The organism is Microcella frigidaquae (genome assembly GCF_014200395.1).
GTDB classification, from domain to species: Bacteria; Actinomycetota; Actinomycetes; order Actinomycetales; family Microbacteriaceae; genus Microcella; species Microcella frigidaquae.
In genome coordinates, this window is record NZ_JACHBS010000001.1 from 494,974 (window position 1) to 517,698 (window position 22,725).

At 72.3% G+C, this 22,725-nt stretch carries 24 protein-coding genes; 4 read left to right on the top strand and 20 right to left on the bottom strand.

The window, feature by feature from the left end:
- Window positions 1–5 precede the first annotated feature (5 nt).
- Together argJ and argC are read right to left on the bottom strand one after the other, a co-directional pair.
- Window positions 6–1,154: a bifunctional glutamate N-acetyltransferase/amino-acid acetyltransferase ArgJ gene (gene argJ / locus BJ959_RS02380; RefSeq protein WP_153982730.1), complete on the bottom strand. Its 1,149-nt coding sequence runs from the start codon at window positions 1,152–1,154 to the stop codon at window positions 6–8.
- Complete coding sequence (gene argC, locus BJ959_RS02385) at window positions 1,151–2,197, bottom strand: N-acetyl-gamma-glutamyl-phosphate reductase (protein WP_153982729.1); 1,047 nt, start codon at window positions 2,195–2,197, stop codon at window positions 1,151–1,153. The genes argJ and argC overlap by 4 nt, the downstream gene beginning before the upstream one ends.
- A gap of 77 nt (window positions 2,198–2,274) precedes the next feature.
- Here argC and BJ959_RS02390 point away from each other — a divergent pair, with 77 nt between their 5' ends.
- Complete coding sequence (locus BJ959_RS02390) at window positions 2,275–2,835, top strand: DUF937 domain-containing protein (protein ID WP_165879041.1); 561 nt, start codon at window positions 2,275–2,277, stop codon at window positions 2,833–2,835.
- 26 nt (window positions 2,836–2,861) lie between these two features.
- Here the strand turns inward: BJ959_RS02390 and pheT are convergent, their stop codons facing one another.
- The 6 genes from pheT to infC form a co-directional block, all read right to left on the bottom strand.
- Window positions 2,862–5,351, bottom strand: a complete 2,490-nt coding sequence (gene pheT, locus BJ959_RS02395) for a phenylalanine--tRNA ligase subunit beta (protein ID WP_153982727.1) — start codon at window positions 5,349–5,351, stop codon at window positions 2,862–2,864.
- Window positions 5,351–6,409, bottom strand: coding sequence for a phenylalanine--tRNA ligase subunit alpha (gene pheS, locus BJ959_RS02400; protein WP_341800031.1), 1,059 nt, complete (start codon window positions 6,407–6,409; stop codon window positions 5,351–5,353). Before pheS ends, pheT begins: the two co-directional genes overlap by 1 nt.
- 11 nt (window positions 6,410–6,420) lie before the next feature.
- Window positions 6,421–7,242 (bottom strand): TrmH family RNA methyltransferase, encoded by an 822-nt coding sequence (locus BJ959_RS02405; RefSeq protein ID WP_153982726.1) that lies wholly within the window; start codon window positions 7,240–7,242, stop codon window positions 6,421–6,423.
- 111 nt (window positions 7,243–7,353) lie between these two features.
- On the bottom strand, window positions 7,354–7,740 hold the full coding sequence (gene rplT / locus BJ959_RS02410; protein WP_153982725.1) for a 50S ribosomal protein L20: 387 nt from the start codon (window positions 7,738–7,740) through the stop codon (window positions 7,354–7,356).
- 31 nt (window positions 7,741–7,771) lie between these two features.
- Window positions 7,772–7,969, bottom strand: a complete 198-nt coding sequence (gene rpmI / locus BJ959_RS02415) for a 50S ribosomal protein L35 (RefSeq protein ID WP_047563269.1) — start codon at window positions 7,967–7,969, stop codon at window positions 7,772–7,774.
- 35 nt (window positions 7,970–8,004) lie between these two features.
- Window positions 8,005–8,829 carry a translation initiation factor IF-3 gene (gene infC, locus BJ959_RS02420; RefSeq protein WP_343997958.1) on the bottom strand — a complete coding sequence of 275 codons (825 nt, stop codon included), beginning with the start codon at window positions 8,827–8,829 and terminating at the stop codon, window positions 8,005–8,007.
- 267 nt (window positions 8,830–9,096) lie between these two features.
- Here infC and BJ959_RS02425 point away from each other — a divergent pair, with 267 nt between their 5' ends.
- Complete coding sequence (locus tag BJ959_RS02425) at window positions 9,097–9,432, top strand: DUF1844 domain-containing protein (RefSeq protein WP_153982723.1); 336 nt, start codon at window positions 9,097–9,099, stop codon at window positions 9,430–9,432.
- On the opposite strand, the gene BJ959_RS02430 is transcribed toward BJ959_RS02425, so the two are convergent.
- From BJ959_RS02430 to BJ959_RS02455, 6 genes are all read right to left on the bottom strand, one after another.
- Window positions 9,429–10,214 carry an SseB family protein gene (locus BJ959_RS02430; RefSeq protein WP_153982722.1) on the bottom strand — a complete coding sequence of 262 codons (786 nt, stop codon included), beginning with the start codon at window positions 10,212–10,214 and terminating at the stop codon, window positions 9,429–9,431. The genes BJ959_RS02425 and BJ959_RS02430 overlap by 4 nt on opposite strands.
- Window positions 10,198–10,947, bottom strand: coding sequence for a bifunctional 1-(5-phosphoribosyl)-5-((5-phosphoribosylamino)methylideneamino)imidazole-4-carboxamide isomerase/phosphoribosylanthranilate isomerase PriA (gene priA / locus BJ959_RS02435; protein WP_153982721.1), 750 nt, complete (start codon window positions 10,945–10,947; stop codon window positions 10,198–10,200). Before priA ends, BJ959_RS02430 begins: the two co-directional genes overlap by 17 nt.
- Before the next feature lie 126 nt (window positions 10,948–11,073).
- Entirely contained in the window at window positions 11,074–11,703 is a 630-nt protein-coding gene (gene hisH, locus BJ959_RS02440) for an imidazole glycerol phosphate synthase subunit HisH (RefSeq protein WP_153982720.1), read from the bottom strand.
- Window positions 11,704–11,708: 5 nt separating this feature from the next.
- Window positions 11,709–12,314, bottom strand: coding sequence for an imidazoleglycerol-phosphate dehydratase HisB (gene hisB, locus BJ959_RS02445; protein ID WP_153982719.1), 606 nt, complete (start codon window positions 12,312–12,314; stop codon window positions 11,709–11,711).
- Complete coding sequence (locus tag BJ959_RS02450; RefSeq protein ID WP_153982718.1) at window positions 12,311–13,405, bottom strand: histidinol-phosphate transaminase; 1,095 nt, start codon at window positions 13,403–13,405, stop codon at window positions 12,311–12,313. Before BJ959_RS02450 ends, hisB begins: the two co-directional genes overlap by 4 nt.
- A gap of 52 nt (window positions 13,406–13,457) precedes the next feature.
- Window positions 13,458–13,811, bottom strand: a complete 354-nt coding sequence (locus BJ959_RS02455; RefSeq protein ID WP_153982717.1) for a LysM peptidoglycan-binding domain-containing protein — start codon at window positions 13,809–13,811, stop codon at window positions 13,458–13,460.
- Window positions 13,812–14,138: 327 nt separating this feature from the next.
- On the opposite strand from BJ959_RS02455, the gene lexA reads away from it, so the two are divergent.
- Entirely contained in the window at window positions 14,139–14,831 is a 693-nt protein-coding gene (gene lexA, locus BJ959_RS02460) for a transcriptional repressor LexA (protein WP_153982716.1), read from the top strand.
- Between the two features lie 12 nt (window positions 14,832–14,843).
- Here lexA and hflX read toward each other — a convergent pair whose 3' ends face one another.
- On the bottom strand, window positions 14,844–16,421 hold the full coding sequence (gene hflX / locus BJ959_RS02465) for a GTPase HflX (protein ID WP_153982715.1): 1,578 nt from the start codon (window positions 16,419–16,421) through the stop codon (window positions 14,844–14,846).
- 42 nt (window positions 16,422–16,463) lie between these two features.
- Between hflX and BJ959_RS02470 the strand changes: the two genes are divergently transcribed.
- On the top strand, window positions 16,464–17,108 hold the full coding sequence (locus BJ959_RS02470; protein ID WP_153982714.1) for a class I SAM-dependent methyltransferase: 645 nt from the start codon (window positions 16,464–16,466) through the stop codon (window positions 17,106–17,108).
- A gap of 9 nt (window positions 17,109–17,117) precedes the next feature.
- On the opposite strand, the gene dapF is transcribed toward BJ959_RS02470, so the two are convergent.
- The 5 genes from dapF to recA are packed head-to-tail and all read right to left on the bottom strand — an operon-like array spanning window position 17,118 to window position 22,571.
- On the bottom strand, window positions 17,118–17,993 hold the full coding sequence (dapF, locus tag BJ959_RS02475) for a diaminopimelate epimerase (protein ID WP_153982713.1): 876 nt from the start codon (window positions 17,991–17,993) through the stop codon (window positions 17,118–17,120).
- A 9-nt stretch (window positions 17,994–18,002) separates the two neighbouring features.
- A complete protein-coding gene (gene miaA / locus BJ959_RS02480) occupies window positions 18,003–18,926 on the bottom strand; it encodes a tRNA (adenosine(37)-N6)-dimethylallyltransferase MiaA (protein ID WP_153982712.1) in 924 nt (307 codons plus the stop codon).
- 13 nt (window positions 18,927–18,939) lie between these two features.
- Window positions 18,940–20,487, bottom strand: a complete 1,548-nt coding sequence (gene miaB, locus BJ959_RS02485; RefSeq protein WP_153982711.1) for a tRNA (N6-isopentenyl adenosine(37)-C2)-methylthiotransferase MiaB — start codon at window positions 20,485–20,487, stop codon at window positions 18,940–18,942.
- A gap of 22 nt (window positions 20,488–20,509) precedes the next feature.
- Entirely contained in the window at window positions 20,510–21,421 is a 912-nt protein-coding gene (locus BJ959_RS12935; protein ID WP_153982710.1) for a RecX family transcriptional regulator, read from the bottom strand.
- 13 nt (window positions 21,422–21,434) lie between these two features.
- Complete coding sequence (gene recA, locus BJ959_RS02495) at window positions 21,435–22,571, bottom strand: recombinase RecA (RefSeq protein WP_153982709.1); 1,137 nt, start codon at window positions 22,569–22,571, stop codon at window positions 21,435–21,437.
- Window positions 22,572–22,725 lie beyond the last annotated feature (154 nt).

Below are 22,725 nucleotides of genomic sequence, written 5' to 3' on the forward strand. Positions count from 1 at the left end.
GTCTCTCAGCTCGCGTAGGCGCTGTTCTCGTGCACGTAGTCGTGCGTGAGGTCGTTGGTGAGGATCATCGCGGCGTGATCGCCCGCGTGCAGCTCGAGCTCGAGGATCACCGTGCGCGGGCTCAGGTCGACGTCGTCGCGCGGGCGGTCGGGGGCCCCCGCGTGGCAGACGCGCACACCGTTCATGCTGACGTCGACGGCGTAGGGATCGAACGCCGCGCTGGTGGTGCCGATCGCGGCGAGCACGCGGCCCCAGTTGGGATCGTTGCCGAACACGGCGGCCTTGAACAGGTTGTTGCGGGCGATCGAGCGGCCGACCTCGACCGCGTCGTCCTCGCTTGCAGCGCCGCGCACGTGGATCTGGATGTCGTGGCTCGCCCCCTCGGCGTCGGCCTGCAGCTGCAGGGCCAGGCTCATGCAAGCGTCGACCAGCAGCAGGGTGAACGCGTCCGTCTCGGGCGTGACGCCGGATGCTCCGCTCGCCATGAGCGTCACCTGGTCGTTGGTCGACATGCAGCCGTCGGAGTCGAGCCGGTCGAAGCTGACGCGCGTGGCGGCGCGGAGCGCCCGGTCGAGCTCGGCGGCGGGCAGGTCGGCGTCGGTGGTGAGCACGACGAGCATGGTGGCCAGACCGGGCGCAAGCATCCCGGCGCCCTTCGCCATGCCGCCGATCGTGTAGCCCGGGCCCTCGACGACGACCGTCTTCGACACCGAGTCGGTGGTCATGATGGCGCGGGCCGCTGCGTCGCCGTGCGGGCCGAGACCGGCCGCCGCGGCCGCAACGCCGCTCAGGAGCGCGTCGCGATCGAGTTGCTCGCCGATGAGGCCGGTCGAGCAGACGAGGACATCGCCCGCGCTGATCTGGAGGGCCTCGGCGACGCCCTCCGCGGTCGCGTGCGTGGTCTGGAAGCCCTGCGCGCCGGTGAAGCAGTTCGCGCCGCCCGAGTTGAGCACGATGGCGCTGACCGCGCCATCGGCGATGACCTGCTGCGACCACAGGATCGGGTTCGCCTTCGCTCGGTTGCTCGTGAACACGGCGGCGGCGGCCGACGACGGCCCGTCGTTGACGACGAGCGCGAGGTCGAGGGCGCCGGAGCGCTTGAGCCCGGCGGCGACGCCGGCGGCGCGAAAGCCCTTCGGGGCGGTGACGGTCACGGGGCGACTCCGTTCACGGGCAGGCCGAGCGTCTCGGGCAGGCCGAGCGCGAGGTTGAGGGACTGCACGGCGGCACCCGCCGTGCCCTTCACGAGGTTGTCGAGGGCGACCACGATCACGGCGCGCTGCGCGTCGGCATCGAGGGCGAGCCCGATAAGGGCGGTGTTGGCGCCGACCGCCGAGGCAGTGGTCGGGAACCGTCCGGCGGGCAGCACGTGCACGAAAGGCTCGTCGGCGTAGGCGTCGACCCAGGCGGCGCGGAGGCCCGCCTCGTCGACACCCGGGGCGAGGCGCGCGGTGACGGTGGCGAGGATGCCCCGGGCCATCGGCACGAGCACGGGCGTGAACGAGATGCTCGCGTCGGCGGCACCGGCGAGGGCGACGTTCTGCAGGATCTCGGGGATGTGCCGGTGCACCCCGCCCACCGCGTACGGCGCGGCGGAGCCCAGCAGCTCGCTGGCGAGAAGGTCGGTGCGCAGGGTGCGTCCGGCGCCGCTCGGACCGACGGCGAGCGCGGCCGTCGTATCGTGGGCCTCGATGACCCCGGCGCGGATGCCCGGCACGAGCCCGAGCGACACCGCGGTGACGTTGCACCCGGGTACCGCCACGCGCCGCGCCCCGACGAGCTTCTCGCGCTGACGCGTGCCGTCGACGTGGATCAGCTCGGGCAGACCGTAGGCCCAGGCGCCGTGGTACTCGCCGCCGTAGAACCGCTGCCACGCGGCCTCGCTCGTGAGCCGGTGATCGGCGCCGCAGTCGAGCACGAGCACGTCATCCGGAAGCTCGGCGGCGATCGCACCGGACGCGCCGTGCGGGAGCGCGAGCACGACGATGTCGTGCCCGGCCAGGGTCTCGGCGGTCGTCTCGCGCAGCTCGAGATCGGCATACGAGCGCAGGTGCGGGTGCACATCGATGAGGGGCTGGCCCGCGTTGCTGTGCGCGGTGACCGTGCGCACCTCGAGCTCGGGGTGCGCCGCCATCAGGCGCAGCACCTCGCCGCCCGCGTATCCGCTGGCGCCGGCGATCGCGACCGAGAGAGTCATGCCCTTAACTCTTCCATGACAATACGATGGCCATCGACACGGGCGCGCGCCCGCACCCGACGACGCAAGGAGCCCCCATGACCGACCTCAGCGGCCTCATCGACATGATCCCGATCGGCGACATCGCCGAGAAGCTCGGTGTCGACCGGAGTGTGGCCGAAGCCGCCGTCGAGGTCGCGGTACCCGCCATCGTCGGCGGCATGGCGGCCAACGCGAAGGACGACGACGGTGCGGCCTCGCTGCAGAAGGCGCTCGGCCACCACAAGGGCAAGGCGCCGAAGAAGCTGGCCGACATCGACGAGTCCGACGGCGAGAAGATCGTCGCCAACGTCTTCGGCGCGAAGAAGAACGATGTCGCCCGGGCCGCCGCCACGAAGGCGGCGACGAAGGCCGAGGGCTTCGACATCGGGCCGATCGTCGAGCAGGTGCTGCCGATCATCGCCCCCATCGTGCTGGCCTGGGTCGCCAACCAGTTCCTCGGCGGCGGCGCGGCCGAGCCCGAGAAGACCCCCGCGAAGAAGGAGACCTCGAGCGGCAACCCGCTCGGAGACCTGCTCGGCGGCCTCATCGGCAGCAAGGAGGGCCAGGACCTCATCGCCGGCGCCCTCGGCGGGCTGCTCGGCGGCGGACGCCGCTAGGCGCGGCCCGCGCGCGCGAAGCGTCTCTAGGCTCGCAGCGTCGCGCCGAACCGGTCGGCGGCGACCGCGAGGCCCGCGAGCTTCGCCTCGGTTGCCTCGGCGGCCGTCAGTGTGCGGTCGCTCGCGCGGAACCGCAGGGCGAGGGTGAGCGACTTCGTCCCCGGCTCGAGCCCGGTGCCGCGGTAGTCGTCGACCAGGGTCGCCGATTCCAGCAGCTCTCCGGCGCCCTCGACCACCGCGTCCCGCACCGCCCCGGCCGGAACCGACTCGGCGACGACCAGCGAGAGGTCCTGCGTGGCGGCGGGGAATCCGGCGATCACGCCCGCCTCGACGGCGCTCGAGCCGGCGGCCATGAGCGCGTCGAGGTCGAGCTCGAGCATGCCGACGCGGCGCGGCAGGTCGCGCTCGAGGGCCACCGCGGGCAGCAGCTCGCCCGCGACGCCGACCGGCAGGTCTCCGACGAACAGGGCGGCGGTGCGGCCCGGGTGCAGCGCAGGGTGCGAGCCCTGCGCGACGCGCAGCGCGGCCCCGGCGACGTTCGCCACGAGGTGCGCCGCAGCGAGCGCGTCGGCCACACCGCCTGGCTCGGCCGCCTGGCCGATTCCGCGCGGGCGGCGGTCGCCGACGAGCAGCGCGGCCAGGTACCAGGGCTGGGCCGGGATGCTGTGCTCGAGCGCGTCGAGCACGGGCGCCTCGGGGCGCGCCTGGATGCCCGGCACCGCATCCACGCCGTAGGCGCGACCGGTCTCGGGCTGGAAGACGTGGCCGATCTCGAACACGGCGAGGTCGGTGAGGCCGCGCGCGATGTTGCGGTGCGCGATGCGCGTCAGGCCGGGCAGCAGGCTGCGGCGCAGCTGCGCCTGGTCGCTGTCGAAGGGGTTCGCGAGCGCGACACTCGGGGCGTCACCGTCGGTCAGCGCGATTTCGTCGCGCGACGAGAACGGGTACGCGAGCACCTCGGTGAAGCCGCTCGCGGCGAGCGCATCGGCGACGGCGCGGCGGACGCGCTGCTCGCGGGTGAGGCCGCGCCCGGGCGGGGCGACGGGCAGCACGGCGGGGATGCGGTCGTAGCCGACGATGCGGGCGACTTCCTCGGCGAGCGACGGGGCGTCGACGAGGTCGGGGCGCCAGCTCGGCGGGGTGACCTGCCAGCCGTCCGTCTGCACCTCGAGGCGGCAGCCGATCGCGGTGAGGGTGTCAGTGATCTCGTCGAGCGAGAAGTCGACGCCGATGAGGCGATCCACCGCGCCCTCGGGCAGGTGGATGGCGGTCGGCAGCATCGCGTCGATCCACCGCGAGCCGAGGGTGTCGACGGTGCCGCCGGCGAGCTCGACCAGCAGGTCGACGACGCGCTGGGCCGCCGGCTCGGCGACGAGCGGGTCGACACCGCGGGCGAAGCGGCGCGAGGCTTCGCTGGGCAGCTTGTGGCGGCGCGAGGTGCGCGCGATCGTGACGGCCTCGAAGTGGGCGGCCTCGATGAGTACGTCGACCGTGCTGTCGGAGATCTCGGTGCTGGCGCCGCCCATGACGCCGGCGAGCCCGATGGGGCCCGACTCGTCGGTGATGAGCAGGTCCTCCGGGTAGAGGGTGCGGGTCTGGCCGTCGAGGGTCTCGAGGGTCTCCCCCGGCGCGGCGCGGCGCACCGTGATGCCGCCCTGCAGCGCGGCCAGGTCGTAGGCGTGGATCGGCTGGCCGAGCTCGAGCATCACGTAGTTGGTGATGTCGACGACGAGCGAGATCGAGCGGATGCCCGCGAGCTGCAGGCGGGAGGACATCCACGGCGGCGTCGGACGCGACGGATCGATGCCGCGCACGACCCGCGTGACGAAGGCGTCGCAGCCCCGACGGCCGCGGATCGGCGCACGGTCGTCGACGACGACGCGGAAGCCCTCGGCCGGGGTCGTCGGCAGGGCGGCGGGGTCGCGGAACACCGCGCCGGTCGAGTGCGAGTACTCGCGAGCGATGCCGCGGATCGACAGGGCGTACCCGCGGTCGGGGGTCACGTTCACCTCGACGGCGATGTCGTCGAGACCGAGCAGGGCGATCGCGTCGGTGCCGACCTCCGGGTCGAGACCGAGAGTGGTCAGGCGCAGGATGCCGTCGTGGTCGTCGCCGAGGCCGAGCTCGCGCGCGCTCGCGATCATGCCATCGGAGACGTGGCCGTAGGTCGTGCGCGCCGCGATGGGGAACGGCCCAGGCAGCACGGCGCCGGGCAGCGTGACGACGACCTTGTCGCCCACGTGGAAGTTGCGCGCGCCGCAGACGATGCCGCGCACCTCGCCGGGCGCGGTCTGCACCTGGCACCAGCGGATCGTCTTGCCGTTGGCCTGCGGTTCTTCGACGAACTCGAGCACCTGGCCGACGACGATCGGGCCGGTCAGGGCGGCGCCGTGGACGTCCTCCTCCTCGAGCCCGACCTTCACGAGGGCGGCGTGGAGCGCATCGGCGTCGGCACGGGCCTCACCCGTCGTCGGAACGGGCACGTACTCGCGGAGCCACGAGAGCGGGATGCGCATCAGACCACCATTCCGAACTGCTGCGAGAAGCGCACATCGCCCTCGACCATGTCGCGCATGTCCTGCACCCCGTTGCGGAACATCAGCGTGCGCTCGATACCCATGCCGAAGGCGAAGCCCTGGTAGACCTCGGGGTCGATGCCGGCGGCGCGGAGAACGTTGGGGTTGACCATGCCGCAGCCGCCCCACTCGATCCAGCGCGCGCCCTCCTTGAAGGTCGGGTGCCACACGTCGAGCTCGGCGCTGGGCTCGGTGAACGGGAAGTAGTTGGGGCGCAGGCGGATGCGCGCGCCCTCGCCGATGACCGCGCGAGCGAGGTGCTCGAGCGTGCCGCGCAGGTGCGCCATCGTCAGACCCTTGTCGATCGCGATGCCCTCGAGCTGGTGGAAGACCGGCGTGTGCGTCGCGTCGAGCTCGTCCTTGCGGAACACCCGACCGGGCGACACCACGTAGAGCGGCACGCCGCGGTCGAGCAGCGAGCGCACCTGCACGGGGCTGGTCTGGGTGCGCAGCAGCAGGTGCCGCTCCTCCGGCTCGACGAAGAAGGTGTCCTGCGTGCCGCGGGCGGGGTGGTCGGCGTCCATGTTGAGGGCGTCGAAGTTGAACCACTCGTTCTCGAGCTCGGGCCCCTCCGCGACCTCCCAGCCCATGGCGATGAAGATGTCGCTCATCTGCTCCATGAGCGTGCTGAGCGGGTGGCGGGCGCCCGGCAGGGCGCGGGCCGGGATCGCCGTGACGTCGATCGCCTCGGCGGCGAGCCGCGCGGTCTCCTCGGCTTCGGCGAGCTCGGCCTCGCGGGCGGCCAGCGCCTGCCCGACCTGCGCACGCGCCCGGCCGACGAGAGCACCGAGCGCCGCCTTCTGATCCGCCGGCACGTCGCGCAGCGTGGCGTTGAGCGCCGCGAGCGGTGAGGCCTCCCCGGCGTGCGCCGACTTCGCGGCCTTGAGCTGCGCGGTGTCGCCGGCGGCGGCGATCGCGGCCAGCGCCGCCTCGACGGCAGCGGCGACGGCCTGCTCGGAGATCACGGCGTTCGGGGAGTTCTCGGGGCTGGGCGGCACGAGAGTCGAGTTTAGTGCGGCGCGACCGCACCGCTCGCCCGCAGGGCGAACGCGCTCTCGTACAGGCACACGGCGGCCGCGGTCGCCAGGTTCAGCGACTCGGCCGCACCGTAGATGGGTACGATCACCGCACGGTCGGCGAGCGCCAGCTGCTCGGGGTCGAGCCCGCGGGCCTCGTTACCGAACAGCCAGGCGGTCGGGCCGTCGAGCAGCCCTTCCGAGCGCACGGCGAGCAGATCGTCGCCCGAGATGTCAGCGGCGAGCACGCGCAGCCCCGCGGCACGCAGGCCGCGCAGCGTCGGCTCGAGGCCGACCCCGGTGACGACGGGCAGGTGGAACAGCGACCCCGTGGTGGCCCGCACCACCTTCGGGTTGAAGACGTCGACGCTCGTGCCCGTGAGAATCACCGCATCCGCACCGGCGGCATCGGCCACGCGGATGATCGTTCCCGCGTTGCCCGGATCCCGCACCTCCTCGAGCACCGCCACCAACCGGGGCCGCGCGGCCACGAGGTCGTCGAGCTCGACCGTGCGCTGGCGGCAGACCGCGACAACGCCCTGCGGGGTGACCGTGTCGGCGATCACCTCGAGCACCGCATCCGTCACCCGCTCGACCCGCACGCCCGCAGCGTCGGCGTCGCGCAGCAGCGACGGGTGCCGGTCGAGTGCGGCTGCCGTGCAGAAGACCTCGACCACCCGGTCGGGGCAGTGCTGCAGAGCCTCGGCGACCGCCTGCGGCCCTTCCACGAGGAAGAGGCCGGTCTCGGCCCGCTGGTTCTTCTTGGCGAGCTTCGCCGCGGCGCGCACGCGGGGCGAGCGCGGGTTGTCGATCACGCGGCCATGGTAGCGAGGCGAGGATGAACCCCGGGTGAACGCGCGAACGCGGCGCGCCCCGGTCAGGGGCGCGCCGCGTTCGCGGGATGCGGACCGATGCCGCGGGCGGTGCTAGGCGGCGGTCTTCGGCGCCGAGGTGTCGGCCGGGAGGGCCTCCTTGGCGACCTTCACGAGCGCGGTGAAGGCCGCGGGCTCGTTGACGGCCAGCTCGGCCAGCATGCGGCGGTCGACCTCGACACCCGCGAGGCCGAGGCCCTGGATGAGGCGGTTGTAGGTCATGCCGTTGGCGCGGGCCGCGGCGTTGATGCGCTGGATCCACAGGCGACGGAACTCGCCCTTCTTGGCGCGGCGGTCGCGGTACGCGTAGACGAGCGAGTGGGTGACCTGCTCCTTAGCCTTGCGGTAGAGGCGCGACCGCTGGCCGCGGTAGCCCTCGGCGCGCTCGAGGATGACCCGACGCTTCTTCTGGGCGTTGACAGCCCGCTTGACTCTTGCCATTTCTTCAGTCCTTCAGATCGTGTCTCGGGCGTTACTTCTTGCCGATGAGCTTCTTGATGACCTTCGCGTCCTGCGGGGCGAGGACGACCTCGCGGTTCAGGCGGCGGGTGGTCTCGCTCGACTTCTTCTCCAGGTTGTGGCGCATGCCTGCGCCCTGCTTCATGACCTTGCCGGAGCCGGTCAGCTTGAAGCGCTTCTTGGCACCGGAGTGCGTCTTCTGCTTGGGCATTGCTTCCTCGTTTCTCGTGGTCGGGGTGCGAGACGCTAGGCGTCTGCGGGCGTCTCGGTCTTCGGTGCCGCGGCCTTCGGCGCGGCGGGCTTCCGCGCGGCGGGCTTCGCCGCGGCGGGCTTCTCAGCAGCGGGCTTCTCCGCAGCAGGAGCAGCGGCATCGTCGGCCGCGGGCTTCTCAGCGGCAGGCTTCTCCGCGGCGGGCTTCTCCGCTGCCGGCTTCTCCGCTGCCGGCTTCTCCGCGGCCGGCGCCTTCTCGGCGGCCTCGGCCTCCTTGCGGGCCGCCTTCGACGCGGCGCGCTGGGCCATCTGCTCGGCCTTCGCATCCGCCTTGTTGCGCAGCGGGCCGATGATCATGACCATGTTGCGGCCATCGATCGTCGGGGTCGACTCGACGGTGCCGAACTCGGCGACATCCTCGGCGAAGCGCTGCAGCAGGCGCACGCCCTGCTCAGGGCGCGACTGCTCGCGCCCGCGGAACAGGATCATGGCCTTGACCTTGTCGCCCTCCTTGAGGAAGCCCTCGGCGCGCTTGCGCTTGGTCTCGTAGTCGTGCTTGTCGATCTTCAGGCGGAAGCGCACCTCCTTGAGGATGGTGTTCGCCTGGTTGCGGCGGGCTTCCTTGGCCTTCTGCGCCGCCTCGTACTTGAACTTGCCGTAGTCCATGATCTTGACCACGGGCGGCTTCGAGTTCGGGGCGACCTCGACCAGATCGAGGTCGGCCTCCTGCGCCAGGCGCAGGGCAACCTCGATCTTGACGACTCCGACCTGCTCTCCAGCGGGCCCCACGAGTCGGACCTCGGGGACGCGGATGCGGTCGTTCGTTCTCGGTTCGCTGATGCGATTCTCCTCTGTCGTGATCCGTTCGGATCAGTGATGATTCCGTCGGAGAGCGGGAGAACGCACCCTGGCAAACATGCCAGCACCACCCGCAGACCTCGCGCGGCGCGAGGCCGACGAGCGGGGTGATTCGACCCGGTAACCTGTAAGCGGTCAAGCGCGGGTGGGAGGTTCCTCCACTTTCCTTCCAGGGTTGACGCCCCGGAGACCGCATAAGACTAGCAGGCGCGCAGCCTTTCCGGAACGACGGCCCGTCGGCCCCTGCCGCCCCACGACCCGAAAGGCCCCATGAGCGAGATCACCTCCGACCCGTCGCGCGATATCGCCGAGGTTCCGGCCGTCGAGATCATCAACACTGTCGCCGTGCACCTGCTGAGCGCCGCGGCGGTCAAGTGCGGCCTCTCGGAGAACGGCGAGGACGAGATCGACCTCGCCGAGGCGCGCAAGCTCATCACCGCACTTGCCGGCCTCATCACCGCTGCCGCGCCGGAGCTCGGCGACCACCACGCCCGCGTGCTGCGCGACGGCCTCCGCTCGGTGCAGCTCGCCTTCCGCGAGGCCTCGCCCTTCCCCGACGCTCCCGGTCAGGGTCCCGGAGAGAAGTACACCGGCCCCGTCAGCTAGTCGCCGGCCGAGGTCCCCATCACCGGCTGCACGGTCAGCGAATCGATCCGCTCGGCCACGGCCGGCTCGGCCGCCCAGGTCGCACTGAGCGCGGCGACGATGTCGCGCACCCGCTCGGGCGGGGTGCCGCGCTCGACCCCGAGCCGCACGACGACCTCGGGCCGCTCCCCGTGTCCCTCCGGGTCTCCGGCCAGCAGGCTGACACCCCAGACCTCCGGATGCTGCGCCGCGGGCCGCGCGACCGCCTCCAGCACTTCGGGGTCGTCGACGGCAGGCACCCACGGCTCGCCCTGCGCGATCGCCCACACCGCCGGCCGCGGCAGCACGACCAGAGTCTCGGGGCTGCGCGGATCGATGACCACGCGGTCGGTGTGCTCGGAGGCGGCGGCCAGGGCGACGCGCACCGCGTCGGCGGGCACCGGGCGAGCATCCGGCCGCCACCGGCGCATCGCGTCGACGGAGGAGAACACGGGCAGGATCGGGCGCCCGTCGGGGCCGGCGACGGTGACGATCGAGAGCTCCTGCGTCTTGTCGACGACGAGGCCCGTGTCGGTCACGCCGGTCCCGCCGGCGACGGCGACGAGCGGGATGAGGAACCGGCAGCCGCGCACGGCGTCGACCACCGCGGCGATCGTCGTCGCGCCCGCGCGGAAGGCGGCCATCGCGGCGACGAACTCCGGCGGCGCGGAGCCGTCGTCATCGGCGCTGGCGTTCGGCTCGAACCGCCGCCCCTCCCAGGGCTGACCGGCCGAGTCGGCCGGTCGATCAGCGGCCGGCGACATCCAGTGCTTCGGGCAGGGTGAACGCGCCCGCGTAGAGCGCCTTGCCGACGATCGCGCCCTCGAGGCCGAGCGGCACGAGCTCGCGAAGCGCGGCGATGTCGTCGAGGCTCGAGACGCCGCCCGAGGCGATCACGGGACGGTGGGTGCGCTCCATGACCGAGCGCAGCAGGTCGAGGTTCGGGCCCTTGAGCGTTCCGTCCTTGGTGACGTCGGTGACGACGTAGCGCGCGCAGCCGGCGGCCTCCAGTCGCTCGAGGACGGCCCAGAGGTCACCACCCTCCTCGGTCCAGCCGCGGGCGGCGAGCGTCGTTCCGCGCACGTCGAGACCGACCGCGATCGCTTCGCCGTACTCCGCGATCACGTGGGCGGCCCACTCGGGGTTCTCCAGCGCGGCCGTGCCGAGGTTGATGCGCTTGGCGCCCGTGGCGAGCGCGGCCTCGAGGCTGGCGTCGTCGCGGATGCCGCCGGAGAGCTCGATGTTGACGTTCTTCGCCGTCGTCTTGACGACCTTCTTGATGATCGAGCGGTTGCTGCCGCGCCCGAAGGCCGCGTCGAGGTCGACGAGGTGGATCCACTCGGCGCCCTGCTCCGCCCACTCGTGCGCGGCATCGATCGGGTCGCCGTAGCTGGTCTCGGTTCCGGCCTCCCCCTGGGTGAGGCGCACGGCCTTGCCTCCTGCGACATCCACCGCCGGAAGGAGGGTGAGGGCGGGGATGGTCGAGAACTCGCTCATCGACAACTTTCTGATCGGATCACTCGCGGACTCGCCGGTTTCCGGCGGCCAAACACAAGATCGTACTCCGTCGCGCCCGGGCGCCCGGCCAGCATCGATGCGGGCGGTCGGCGCCGCGGCGGCAGGTCAGAGGGTGACGAGCCAGTTCGACAGCAGGCGGAGCCCCGCCTGGCCCGACTTCTCGGGGTGGAACTGGGTGGAACTCAGCGGACCGTTCTCGACCGCGGCGATGAAGCGCTCGCCGTGCTCGGCCCAGGTGACCATCGGCGCGGGGATCGCCGGGTGCGGATCGAGGGTCCACTCGTGGGCGGCGTAGGAGTGCACGAAGTAGAAGCGCTCGTCGTGCAGACCGTCGAACAGGCGCGAGCCCTCGGGGGCCTCCACCGTGTTCCAGCCCATGTGCGGCACCGTCGGTGCGTGCAGCGCCGTGACCGTGCCCGGCCACTGGCCGAGCCCCTCGGTGACCTCGCCGCGCTCATCGCCGCGCTCGAAGAGGATCTGCTGGCCCACGCAGATGCCCAGCACTGGGCGGCCGCCGGCGAGGCGCCGGTCGATCAACTCGTCGCCGCGCACGGCGCGGAGGGCATCCATCACCGCACGGAACGCGCCCACGCCGGGCACCAGGAGGCCGTCGGCGGCCATCACGCGCTCGCGGTCGGCCGTCAGCTCGACCCGGGCTCCTGCCGCCTCGACCGCCTTCGCCGCCGAGTGGACGTTGCCGGAGCCGTAGTCGAGCACGACCACGCGGGGCGCCACGGCGGTCAGAGCGCGCCCTTCGTCGAGGGGATGCCCTGGACGCGCGGATCATGCTGCACGGCCTGGCGGAAGGCGCGCGCGAAGGCCTTGAACTCGGCCTCGGCGATGTGGTGCGGGTCGCGCCCGCCGAGCACGGTGAGGTGCACGGTGAGGCCGGCGTGCATGGTGATGGCCTCGAACACGTGCCGAACCATCGAGCCGGTGAAGTGGCCGCCGATCAGGTGGAACTCGAAGCCGGCCGGCTCGCCGCTGTGCACGAGGTACGGGCGGCCGCTGACGTCGACGACGGCCTGCGCGAGCGCCTCGTCGAGCGGCACGAGGGCATCACCGAAGCGGGCGATGCCGGCCTTGTCGCCGAGCGCCTGCGCGATGGCGGCGCCGAGCACGATGCCGGTGTCTTCGACCGTGTGGTGCACGTCGATGTCGATGTCGCCGCGGGCCGTCACGTCGAGATCGACGAGCGCGTGCTTCGCGAAGGCCGTCAGCAGGTGGTCGAAGAAGGGCACGGTCGTCGAGATCGACGAACGGCCGGTGCCGTCGAGGTTCAGCCGCAGCGCGATCGACGACTCGCTCGTCTCCCGGCTCAGCTCGGCGATGCGGGGGGTGCTCACCGGGCCATCCTAGCCAGCACGTCCAGGAACTCCGTGGTCTCCGCCGGGGTCCCGGCGGTGACGCGGAGGTGGTTCGGCAGACCGACGTCGCGAATCAGGATGTCGTGGGCGAGCAGGTGCTCGAAGGTCGCCTGCGGGTCGGCGACCCCGCCGAACAGCACGAAGTTCGCCCAGCTGGCGTGGGGGGCGTAGCCGAGCCCCGCCAGCTCGACGAGCAGACGGTCTCGCTGCTCGCGGATCGCGTCGACCGTGCGCAGCATCGTCGGAGCGTGCTCGAGCGCGGCCACCGCGGCCGCCTGGGTGAGTGCCGACAGGTGGTAGGGCAGGCGCACGAGCCGGAGGGCGTCGATCACGGCGGGGTCGGCGGCGAGGTACCCCAGTCGGGCACCGGCGAAGGCGAAGGCCTTGCTCATCGTGCGCGAGACGACGAGGCGCTCACGGCCGGGCAGCAGGCTCAGCGCGTCCGGCTCGCCCGCGGGCATGAACTCGGCGTAGGCCTCGTCGACCATGACGATGCCGCGGCTCGCCTCGTAGACCGCCGCGATCGTGTCGAGGCCGAGCGGCGTTCCGGTCGGGTTGTTCGGCGCGCACAGGAAGACGACGTCGGGATCGTGCCGGTCGACAGCCGCCGCGGCCGTCGCGGGGCTCAGCCGGAAGTCGGCGTCGCGCTGCCCGGTGACCCAGGTCGTTCCGGTACCGGCGGCGATGATCGCGTGCATCGAGTAGGTGGGCGGAAAGCCCAGCACCGTCCGACCAGGACCGCCGAAGGCCTGCAGGAGGTGCTGGATGACCTCATTGGAGCCGTTCGCGGCCCAGATCTGCTCCCGGGCCACCGTGACGGGCGACGCGGATGCGGTGCTCAGGTAGCCCGCGAGTTGCTCGCGCAGCGCGGTGAACTCGCGGTCGGGATACCGGTTCACCGAGCGGAGGGCCCGCTCGACCGCGCGCGTCACGTGCGCGACGACCTCGTCCGGCACCGGGTGGGTGTTCTCGTTGACGTTCAGGGCAATGCGCACGGCCTTCTGCGGAGCACCGTAGGGCGTCAGGCCCCGCAGGTCGTCGCGGATCGGCAGGTCGGCGAGGCTCGTCACCCGGCCATCGTAGTCGCGGGCGCCTGGGCGCCTCTCGCGGCTGAGGTGCGAATCAGTCGGCGTAGGCGGCCGGGACGATGAGCACCTGGCCGGGCAGCACCGCTCCGCCGGCGAGGCCGTTGACGGCGACCAGGTCGGCGACGACGTCGGCGGTGGCCGCGTCGGGCGCGAGCTCCTCCGCCAGGCTCCAGAGCGACTGACCCGCCTGGACGGTCACGGTCTCCGGGGCCGCGGTCGAACCGGCGACCGCGCCACCGCCGTTGAGGGCGATGCCGAGCAGGCCGAGCACGAGCGGGAGCGAGACGAGGGCGGCGACGACGAAGCGCCCGCGACGGGTGAGGCGCAGGCGGGTGCGTGCGACCGTCGGCATGGCGAAGGCCGTGCTGCTGTAGGTGATGCTGCTCATGTCATCGACCTCTCTGATCGTGGTCCTCGATGTCCGCGATGTTCTCGACGTTCGCGAGGGGGTACAGGCCCCCCGGCGCCGGGGGGCCGCCGGGGGGGTGCATCCGACTCTCGGCCGGGAGAGCCCGATGCGAACCTGTGTTTCGAACATACCTTCTATCGAACACAGATACAACCCTTTTCGCCCGGTTCGTCTCCGGATCGCCGGACACGCTCGAACAGATGTTTGAGCAGAGCCCGAGAACTGGATAGAGTTTCGAGGGTCGCGAGAACAGTGAACCCGTGACCCCCGACATTCCGACGGGGACCTCCGACGATCGGAGCCGTGATGGCCGATGAGACCGAGTTCGGCGGCGCGACCCGCCGCCGCACCACCCTGAGCGAGAAGCAGCGCGCGATCCTCGGCGTGATCCAGGCCTCGGTCGCGCGCCGGGGCTACCCGCCGAGCATGCGCGAGATCGGCGAGGCCGTGGGGCTCGCATCCCTCTCGAGCGTGTCACACCAGCTGGGCCAGCTCGAGCTCGCCGGCTACCTGCGGCGCGACACCAACCGTCCGCGCGCCCTCGAGGTGCTCATCGACCTCGAGCACGACGCCGGCGGCAGCGGCGGCATCGGCTCCGAGACCGTCCCCGGCCCCTCCGTGGGCGACGCGGCGATGGTGCCGCTGGTCGGCCGCATCGCGGCGGGCATTCCGATCACAGCCGATCAGATGGTCGAGGAGGTCGTCCCGCTCCCCCGGCAGCTCGTCGGCAAGGGGGAGCTCTTCATGCTCACCGTCGTCGGCGACTCGATGATCGACGCGGCCATCTGCGACGGCGACTGGGTCGTCGTGCGGCAGCAGAGCACCGCCGAGAACGGCGAGATCGTCGCCGCCATGCTCGACGGGGAGGCCACCGTCAAGGTGTTCAAGCAGCGCGACGGCCACACCTGGCTGCTGCCGCAGAACTCGGCCTACGAACCCATCCTGGGCGACCAGGCGACCGTGCTGGGCAAGGTCGTGGCGGTGCTGCGCTCGGTCTGAGCCCGTGCGCGACTAGCGCGCGTCGGCCGCCGGTGCGTCGGTGACGACGTACGGCTCGACCAGGGTCGCGACCTCGGGCGGCGCGAAGGCATGCACCCGGGTTCCCTGCTCGACGTAGGTGGTCTCGACGATGCGGCCGCGCTCGTGCAGCAGCGACACCAGGTCGCCGCGGTCGTAGGGCACGACGACCCACAGCTCGACATCCGGGTTCGGCAGCAGTTCGGCGATGCGGTGCTGCAGCTCCTCGATGCCCTCCCCCGTCTTCGCCGAGACGAAGACCGCGTCGGGCACGAGCCCGCGCAGCAGCAGCCGCGCGTCGTCGTCGAGCAGGTCGCTCTTGTTGACGGCGACGAGCTCCGGCAGCTCGCGGGCCCCCACCTCGCCGATCACGTCGCGCACCGTCGCCAGCTGGGCGGCGGGGTCGGGATGCGCGCCATCGACCACGTGCAGGATCACGTCCGACTCCGCGACCTCCTCGAGGGTCGAGCGGAAGGCCTCGACCAGCTGGTGCGGCAGGTTGCGCACGAAGCCGACGGTGTCGGCGATCGTGTACGGCCGGCCGTCGGGAGTCGTCGTCTTGCGCACCGTCGGGTCAAGGGTCGCGAACAGCGCGTTCTCGACGAGGACGCCCGCCCGCGTGATGCGGTTGAGCAGGCTCGACTTGCCCGCGTTCGTGTAGCCCGCGATCGCGACGCTCGGCACCGCGTACCGGTCGCGGTTGGCGCGCTTGGCCGCGCGAGCGGGCGCGAAGCCCTTGATCTGGCGGCGCAGCTTCGCCATGCGGGTGTTGATGCGGCGGCGGTCGAGCTCGATCTTCGTCTCACCGGGGCCGCGCGAGCCCATGCCCGCGCCGGCGGCGCCGACCTGGCCACCGGCCTGTCGCGACATCGACTCTCCCCAGCCGCGCAGGCGCGGCAGCAGGTACTCGAGCTGGGCGAGCTCGACCTGCGCCTTGCCCTCGCGGCTCTTCGCGTGCTGGCTGAAGATGTCGAGGATCACCGCCGTGCGGTCGATCACCTTCACCTTGACGACGTCCTCCAGCGCGCGCCGCTGGCTCGGGGCGAGCTCGGTGTCGGCGATGACCGTGTCGGCGCCGAGCTCCTTGACGATGAGGGCGAGCTCGTGCGCCTTGCCCTTGCCGAGGTAGGTGCTGGGGTCGGGATGCGGGCGCCGCTGTAGCAGACCATCGAGCACCACGGCTCCGGCCGTCTCGGCGAGGGCGGCGAGCTCGCGCAGCGAGTTCTCGGCGTCCTCCAGGTCGCCTTGCGCGTAGATGCCGATCAGCACGACGTTCTCGAGCCGCAGCTGGCGGTACTCGACCTCGGTGACGTCCTCGAGCTCGGTCGAGAGGCCGCGCACGCGGCGCAGGGCCGCGCGCTCCTCGCGGTCGAACTGGTCGCCGTCGCGATCGTCGAGGTAGGCCGCGTCGGCCTGCAGGGCCGCCGCGGGCTGCACGACGACGCGGCGGGCGCGCGACTCGGCGGTCGCCAGCACGCGGGCCACCGCATCCGTCGCCGTGTCGCTGTCGGAGGCGGTGCCGGCACCGGCGTCGGCGGGGGCGTCGGTCAAGGAATGGTCGCGATCGGTCATGTGCCGTTCACTGTACTCGCCCGGCTTCGGTAGATTCTGCGCATGGCTGCCGACCACTACTTCTCCGCTCAGCCGAGCGGGGAGCTCGTCGCACGGCCGTTGACCGTCACGCTCGCGGGCCGCGAGGTGACGCTGCAGACCGCGGGCGGCGTCTTCAGCCCGGGGGGCCTCGACATCGGCACAGGGGTGCTGCTCGGTCATGTGCCGCCTCCCCCGACGAGCGGCGACCTGCTCGACCTCGGCTGCGGCTGGGGGCCGATCGCGCTGACTCTGGCGCTCGAGTCGCCGCGCGCGACGGTGTGGGCGGTCGACATCAACGAGCGGGCGCGCGAACTGACCCGGCGCAACGCCGAGCTGCTCGGGCTCGACAATGTGCGGGTGGCGGCGCCCGATGAGGTTCCGGAGGACATCCGGTTCATGACGATCTGGTCGAACCCGCCGATCCGCATCGGCAAGAACGAGCTGCACGGCATGCTCGACGCCTGGCTGCCGCGGCTGCGCGAGGCCGCCGACGCCTGGCTGGTCGTCGCCCGCAACCTCGGCAGCGACTCGCTGCAGCGCTGGATGGAGGACCGCTACCGGGGGGAGCTCGCCGTCTCACGGTATGCGACCAACAAGGGGTTCCGCGTGCTGCGGGTGCGCAACCGCTCGGGACTCACCGGGCCGATCACGACGATCACCGGCTGAGCCGAAGGGTCAGAGTGTGATCTCGCCCGAGTAGACCAGCTCGGCGGGGCCGGAGAGGGTGACGTGCTCGCCACCCTCGGTCGGGATCATCCGCACCCCGAGCACCCCGCCCGGCACGGTGACCTGCCACGCGCTCGGCGCGCCGGCGCCCGCCCAGTGCCGCACGGCGAGGGCCGCGGCTGCCGCGCCCGTGCCGCAGGAAAGCGTCTCGCCGCTGCCGCGCTCGTGCACGCGCATCCGGATGCGCCCCACTCCGTCCACGACGAGCGGGTCGGCGGGGACGACGAACTCGACGTTCGCCCCGGCCTCGGGCTCCGGGTCGAGCAGCGGGGCGCGGCCGAGGTCGAGGGCCTCGAGCTCTTCCTCGCTCGCGAGCGCCACGACGACATGCGGGTTGCCGACGTCGATGCCGAGCCCGGGGCGGGCGACCGGAAGGCCGCGCGCCCGCACCAGCGGCTCGGTGCCGTCGAGCCGCCAGCGGCCCAGGTCGGCCGCGAACCCGGCGGTCAGGCGGTGCACGTCGACGATGCCGGCGCGGGTCGCGATCGGGAGCGTCCCGCCCGGCGGAAGCTCGGCGAGGCCCTCCTCGATCAGGTACCGGGCGAAGACGCGGATGCCGTTGCCGCACATCTCGGCGAGGCTGCCGTCGGCATTCGTATAGTCCATGAACCACTCGGCGTCCGGCTCGTGCTCGAGTACGGCCCGCCCGGCGGGCAGGTGCTGGGAGCGGACGGCGCGGATGACACCGTCGCCCCCGATGCCGAAACGCCGGTCGGCGAGAGCCGCACGCTGCGCGGGCGTCAGGCTGAGCGCGCCGTCGGGGTCGCTCAGCAGCACGAAGTCGTTGCCCGTGCCGTGGCCCTTGGTGAATCGCAGCGTGGTCACTCGCCCATGCTAGTCAGCGCGGTCGAGCGCGAGCCGGCGCTCAGCCGCGGCGACGAGGTCGTCGGCCGCGGCGTCGAGCCACTCGACTGTCGTATCGCGCCGGAACCAGCCGACCTGCCGACGGGCGTAACGCCGGGTGAGCGCCTGCGTCTGCGCGATCGCCTCCGCCTCGTCGAGCGCGCCGCGCAGCTGCGCGATCGCCTGCGCGTAGCCGATCGCCCGGCTCGCAGTGACGCCGCGCTCGAGGCCGAGCGGCAGCAGCCCGCGCACCTCGTCGAGCAGCCCGGCCGCCCACATGCCCCGCACGCGGTCGTCGAGGCGCGGCACGAGCCGGTCGCGGTCGAGCGCGAGCCCGAGCTGCCGGTACGGCCGCCAGGGCCGCTCACGGGCATCCAGCCCCGCCCCGAAGGGCTCGCCCGTCAGCTCGACGACCTCCAGGGCGCGCACCAGGCGGCGGCCGTTATGCGGGCCGATGGCGGCGGCAGCGGCCGGGTCGCGCTCGGCGAGGGCGGCGTGCAGGGATGCGGGCCCGCGCTCGGCGAGCTCCGCCTCCCAGCGCGCCCGCAGGTCGGCATCGGTTCCCGGGAAGCGGAATTCGGTGAGCACGGCGGCGACGTAGAGCCCCGAGCCCCCGACCAGGATCGGCACGGCGCCGCGGTCGAGCACCTGCTCGATGGCTGCGCGCGCCTGCCGTTGATACTGGGCGACGCTCGCCTCGTCGGTCACGTCGAGCACGTCGATGAGGTGATGCGGCACGCCCCGCCGCTCGCTCTCGCTGAGCTTCGCGGTGCCGATGTCCATGCCCCGGTAGAGCTGCATCGCGTCAGCGTTGACGACCTCGGCGGCGATGCCGCGCGCCGCCCAGCGCTCGGCGAGGGCGAGCGACAAGCCGCTCTTGCCAGTGCCGGTCGCGCCGACGATCGCGACGATCATCGCGAGAATCCGCTCAGGCGCCCGAGGCGGGACCGCTGCCGATGCGGAGCGTGGGGAGCCCGAGGGACACGGCACGCGCCCCGCCGGCCGCCGTGCCGCCGGTGGCCGGGGCAGGCACGCCGCAGCTCTCGGCCTGCTGGCGGTCCCAGGCGTCGCCCGCGCGCGTGCGGCGGATGCGCAGGGGCGCGTCGTGGTCGGCGATCAGGTGGAACGGCGCGGCATGGGTGATCGTCGTGGTGACGACGTCGCCGGGGCGCGGGCGGTCGGAGCCCGCCGGCACGGCGAGGTGCACGAGCCGGTTGTCCTCCGCGCGGCCGGAGATGCGCTCGGTCTCCGCATCCTTCTTGCCCTCGCCCATCGCGATGAGCACCTGCACCTCGCGGCCGACCTGCGCCCGGTTCTCCTCGGCACTGATCCCGTCTTGCAGGGCGATGAGCCGCTCGTAGCGCTCCTGCACGACCTCCTTCGGCACCTGGTCAGCCATCGTGGCCGCCGGAGTGCCGGGACGGATCGAGTACTGGAACGTGAACGCGCTGGCGAAGCGCGCCTGCTCGACGACCCGCAGGGTGTCGACGAAGTCCTCCTCGGTCTCCCCGGGGAAGCCGACGATGATGTCGGTCGTGATCGCGGCGTGCGGGATGCGCTCGCGCACCCGATCGAGGATGCCCAGGAAGCGCTCGCTGCGGTAGGAGCGGCGCATCGCCTTGAGGACGCGGTCGGAGCCCGACTGCAGAGGCATGTGGAGCTGCGGCATGACGGACGGCGTCTCGGCCATCGCGTCGATGACATCGTCGGTGAAGGCGGCCGGATGCGGGCTCGTGAACCGCAGACGCTCGAGCCCCTCGATCTGGCCTGCGGCCCGCAGGAGCTTGCCGAAGGCGAGGCGGTCGCCGAACTCGACGCCGTAGGAGTTGACGTTCTGCCCGAGCAGGGTCACCTCGATGGCGCCGTCGTCGACGAGGGCCTGGATCTCGGCGAGGATGTCGCCCGGCCGGCGGTCCTTCTCCTTGCCCCGCAGGGCGGGGACGATGCAGAAGGTGCAGGTGTTGTTGCAGCCGACGGAGATGCTGACCCAACCGCTGGAGACGGAGTCGCGGCGGGTGGGGAGCGTGGAGGGGAACACCTCGAGCGACTCGAGGATCTCAAGCTGCGCTTCGCCGTTGTGCCGCGCGCGCTCCAGCAGTGCGGGGAGGGAGCCCATGTTGTGGGTGCCAAAAACGACGTCGACGTAGGGCGCCCGCTCGAGGATGGTGTTCTTGTCCTTCTGGGCGAGGCAGCCGCCGACCGCGATCTGGAGGCCCTCGTGCTCGCGCTTCTTCGCGGCGAGGTGTCCGAGGGTGCCGTAGAGCTTGTTGTCGGCGTTCTCGCGGACCGCGCAGGTGTTGATGACGACGACGTCGGCCTGGCCGCTCTCGACGCGCACGTAGCCAGCGGCCTCGAGCGAGCCGCTGAGCCGCTCGGAGTCGTGGACGTTCATCTGGCAGCCGAAGGTGCGCACCTCGTAGGTGCGCGCACGCTCGGCGGGCGCGAGGTCGACGGGCGACAGCGTGGCGGTGCTCATGGTGCGCCCAGTCTACGGCGGGCTAATGGAACTCGACGGGGCGGCGGCCGCCCGGGCCCCCGTCTCGGGCGCCGGCCCCGGAGCGCCCGCCGCGCGGCCCCGCGCCGTCGAGAGCGCGTCGCGCGGCCTCGCGTGCGCGCGAGCCGCTGTGGCCCTTGCGGGCGAGGTAGTCGACGAGGCGCCGTTCGGCGGTGACCCGGTCGAGGCCGCCGAGCCGACGGGCGCGGTCGCGCGCGAGCTCGTCGACGAGTTCGTCGTCGGCATGGTCGTCCGCGATCGTGGCGAGGGCAGCCTCGATCGCGTCGCGATCGAGGCGGCGCCGCTGCAGCTCGGCCCGGAGCGCGCTGGCCCCGAGCTTCTTGCGGGCGCGGAGCCGATCGACGAGGTCACGGGCGAGCGCCACGTCATCGATGAGCCCGACACCGGCGAGCCGCTCGAGCTCGGCCTCGACGACCTCCGGCGGGAGCTCGCGGCGCACGAGGAGGTCGGCGACCTCGGCGCGCGATTGTCCGCGGCGGGTGAGCGCATGCAGGGCGACGTTCTCGGCCCGTCGCGCCGCTCGTGCAGCACCGGGGTCGTCGGCGAGGCGGTTGGGCAGCTCGTCGGGAGGCATGCTCTCGATCTGCCGCACCTGCTGCTCGAGGGCCCGCAGCTCGTCCGCCGATGGCCGGCGGTGCTCGATGACCGTGAGCGCAGGGGGCTGGACGACCTCATCGGCCTCGGCACCAGCGGCTGCAACCTCAGCCTCAGCCTCAGCCTCAGCCTCAGCCTCAGCCGGACCGGCCACGACCGCATCGGCCACGACCTTCTGCACCGCGCCACGACCGTCACGGCGCGCCGCACGGGCACCGGCGAGGGAGATCACCGGGGCGATGCGATCATCGCTCACCGGGGGGACGCCCTCGCCGGCGCCGTGCATGGGGATGTCTGTCACGGCGCCGGGGTCATCAGGCGTTGGCGGCCGGGCGGAGCGATGGGGCGTCGTCGGCGATCGGCTCGGCCTCGGCGGGCTTCGCGGCACGGGCCGCGGGCTTCTCCGCGGCCTTCGGAGCGGGAGCCTCGACCGGCACGGGCACGGCCTCGGGCTTCGCGCCGATGCCGAGCTTCGCAAGGATCTTCTTCTCGATCTCCGCCGCGATGGCCGGGTTCTCGAGCAGGAAGTTGCGCGCGTTCTCCTTGCCCTGGCCGAGCTGGTCGCCCTCGTAGGTGTACCAGGCGCCCGACTTGCGGACGATCTCATGCTCGACGCCGAAGTCGATCAGGCTGCCCTCGCGGGAGATGCCGACCCCGTAGAGGATGTCGAACTCGGCCTGCTTGAAAGGCGGGGCCATCTTGTTCTTCACGACCTTGACGCGGGTGCGGTTGCCGACGGCCTCGGTGCCGTCCTTGAGGGTCTCGATACGACGGATGTCGAGGCGCACGGAGGCGTAGAACTTCAGCGCCTTGCCGCCCGCGGTGGTCTCGGGGCTGCCGAAGAAGACGCCGATCTTCTCGCGGAGCTGGTTGATGAAGATCATCGAGGTGCCGGTGGAGTTGAGGCCACCGGTGAGCTTGCGGAGGGCCTGCGACATGAGGCGGGCCTGGAGGCCGACGTGGCTGTCGCCCATCTCGCCCTCGATCTCCGCGCGCGGCACCAGGGCCGCGACCGAGTCGATGACCACGAGGTCGATCGAGCCCGAGCGCACGAGCATGTCGGCGATCTCGAGCGCCTGCTCGCCGGTGTCGGGCTGCGACACGAGGAGCTGGTCGATGTCGACCCCCAGCTTCTGCGCGTAGTCGGGGTCGAGCGCGTGCTCGGCGTCGATGAAGGCGGCGATGCCGCCGGCGCGCTGCACGTTGGCGATGGCGTGGAGCGTGAGCGTGGTCTTGCCCGAGGACTCGGGGCCGTAGATCTCGATGATGCGGCCGCGCGGAAGGCCACCGATGCCGAGGGCGACATCGAGGGCGATCGAGCCGGTCGGGATCACCGACACCGGCGCACGCTCGTCGGAGCCGAGGCGCATGACGCTGCCCTTGCCGAACTGACGGTCGATCTGGGCGAGAGCGGTCTCGAGGGCCTTCTCGCGGTCTGCTGCTGAGGGCATTGCGGTCTCCTTCATCTCGTGCGCGGTGTGCCTGTCTTCTGTCGCTCCTCGTCCGGCCGATGGAGCAGGGCCGGTCGGATCACGACAAGGCGTGACGGCGATCGCCGACGAGACCGACGGTACGCTCCTCCCCCGACATCAGCCGGGCTCGACG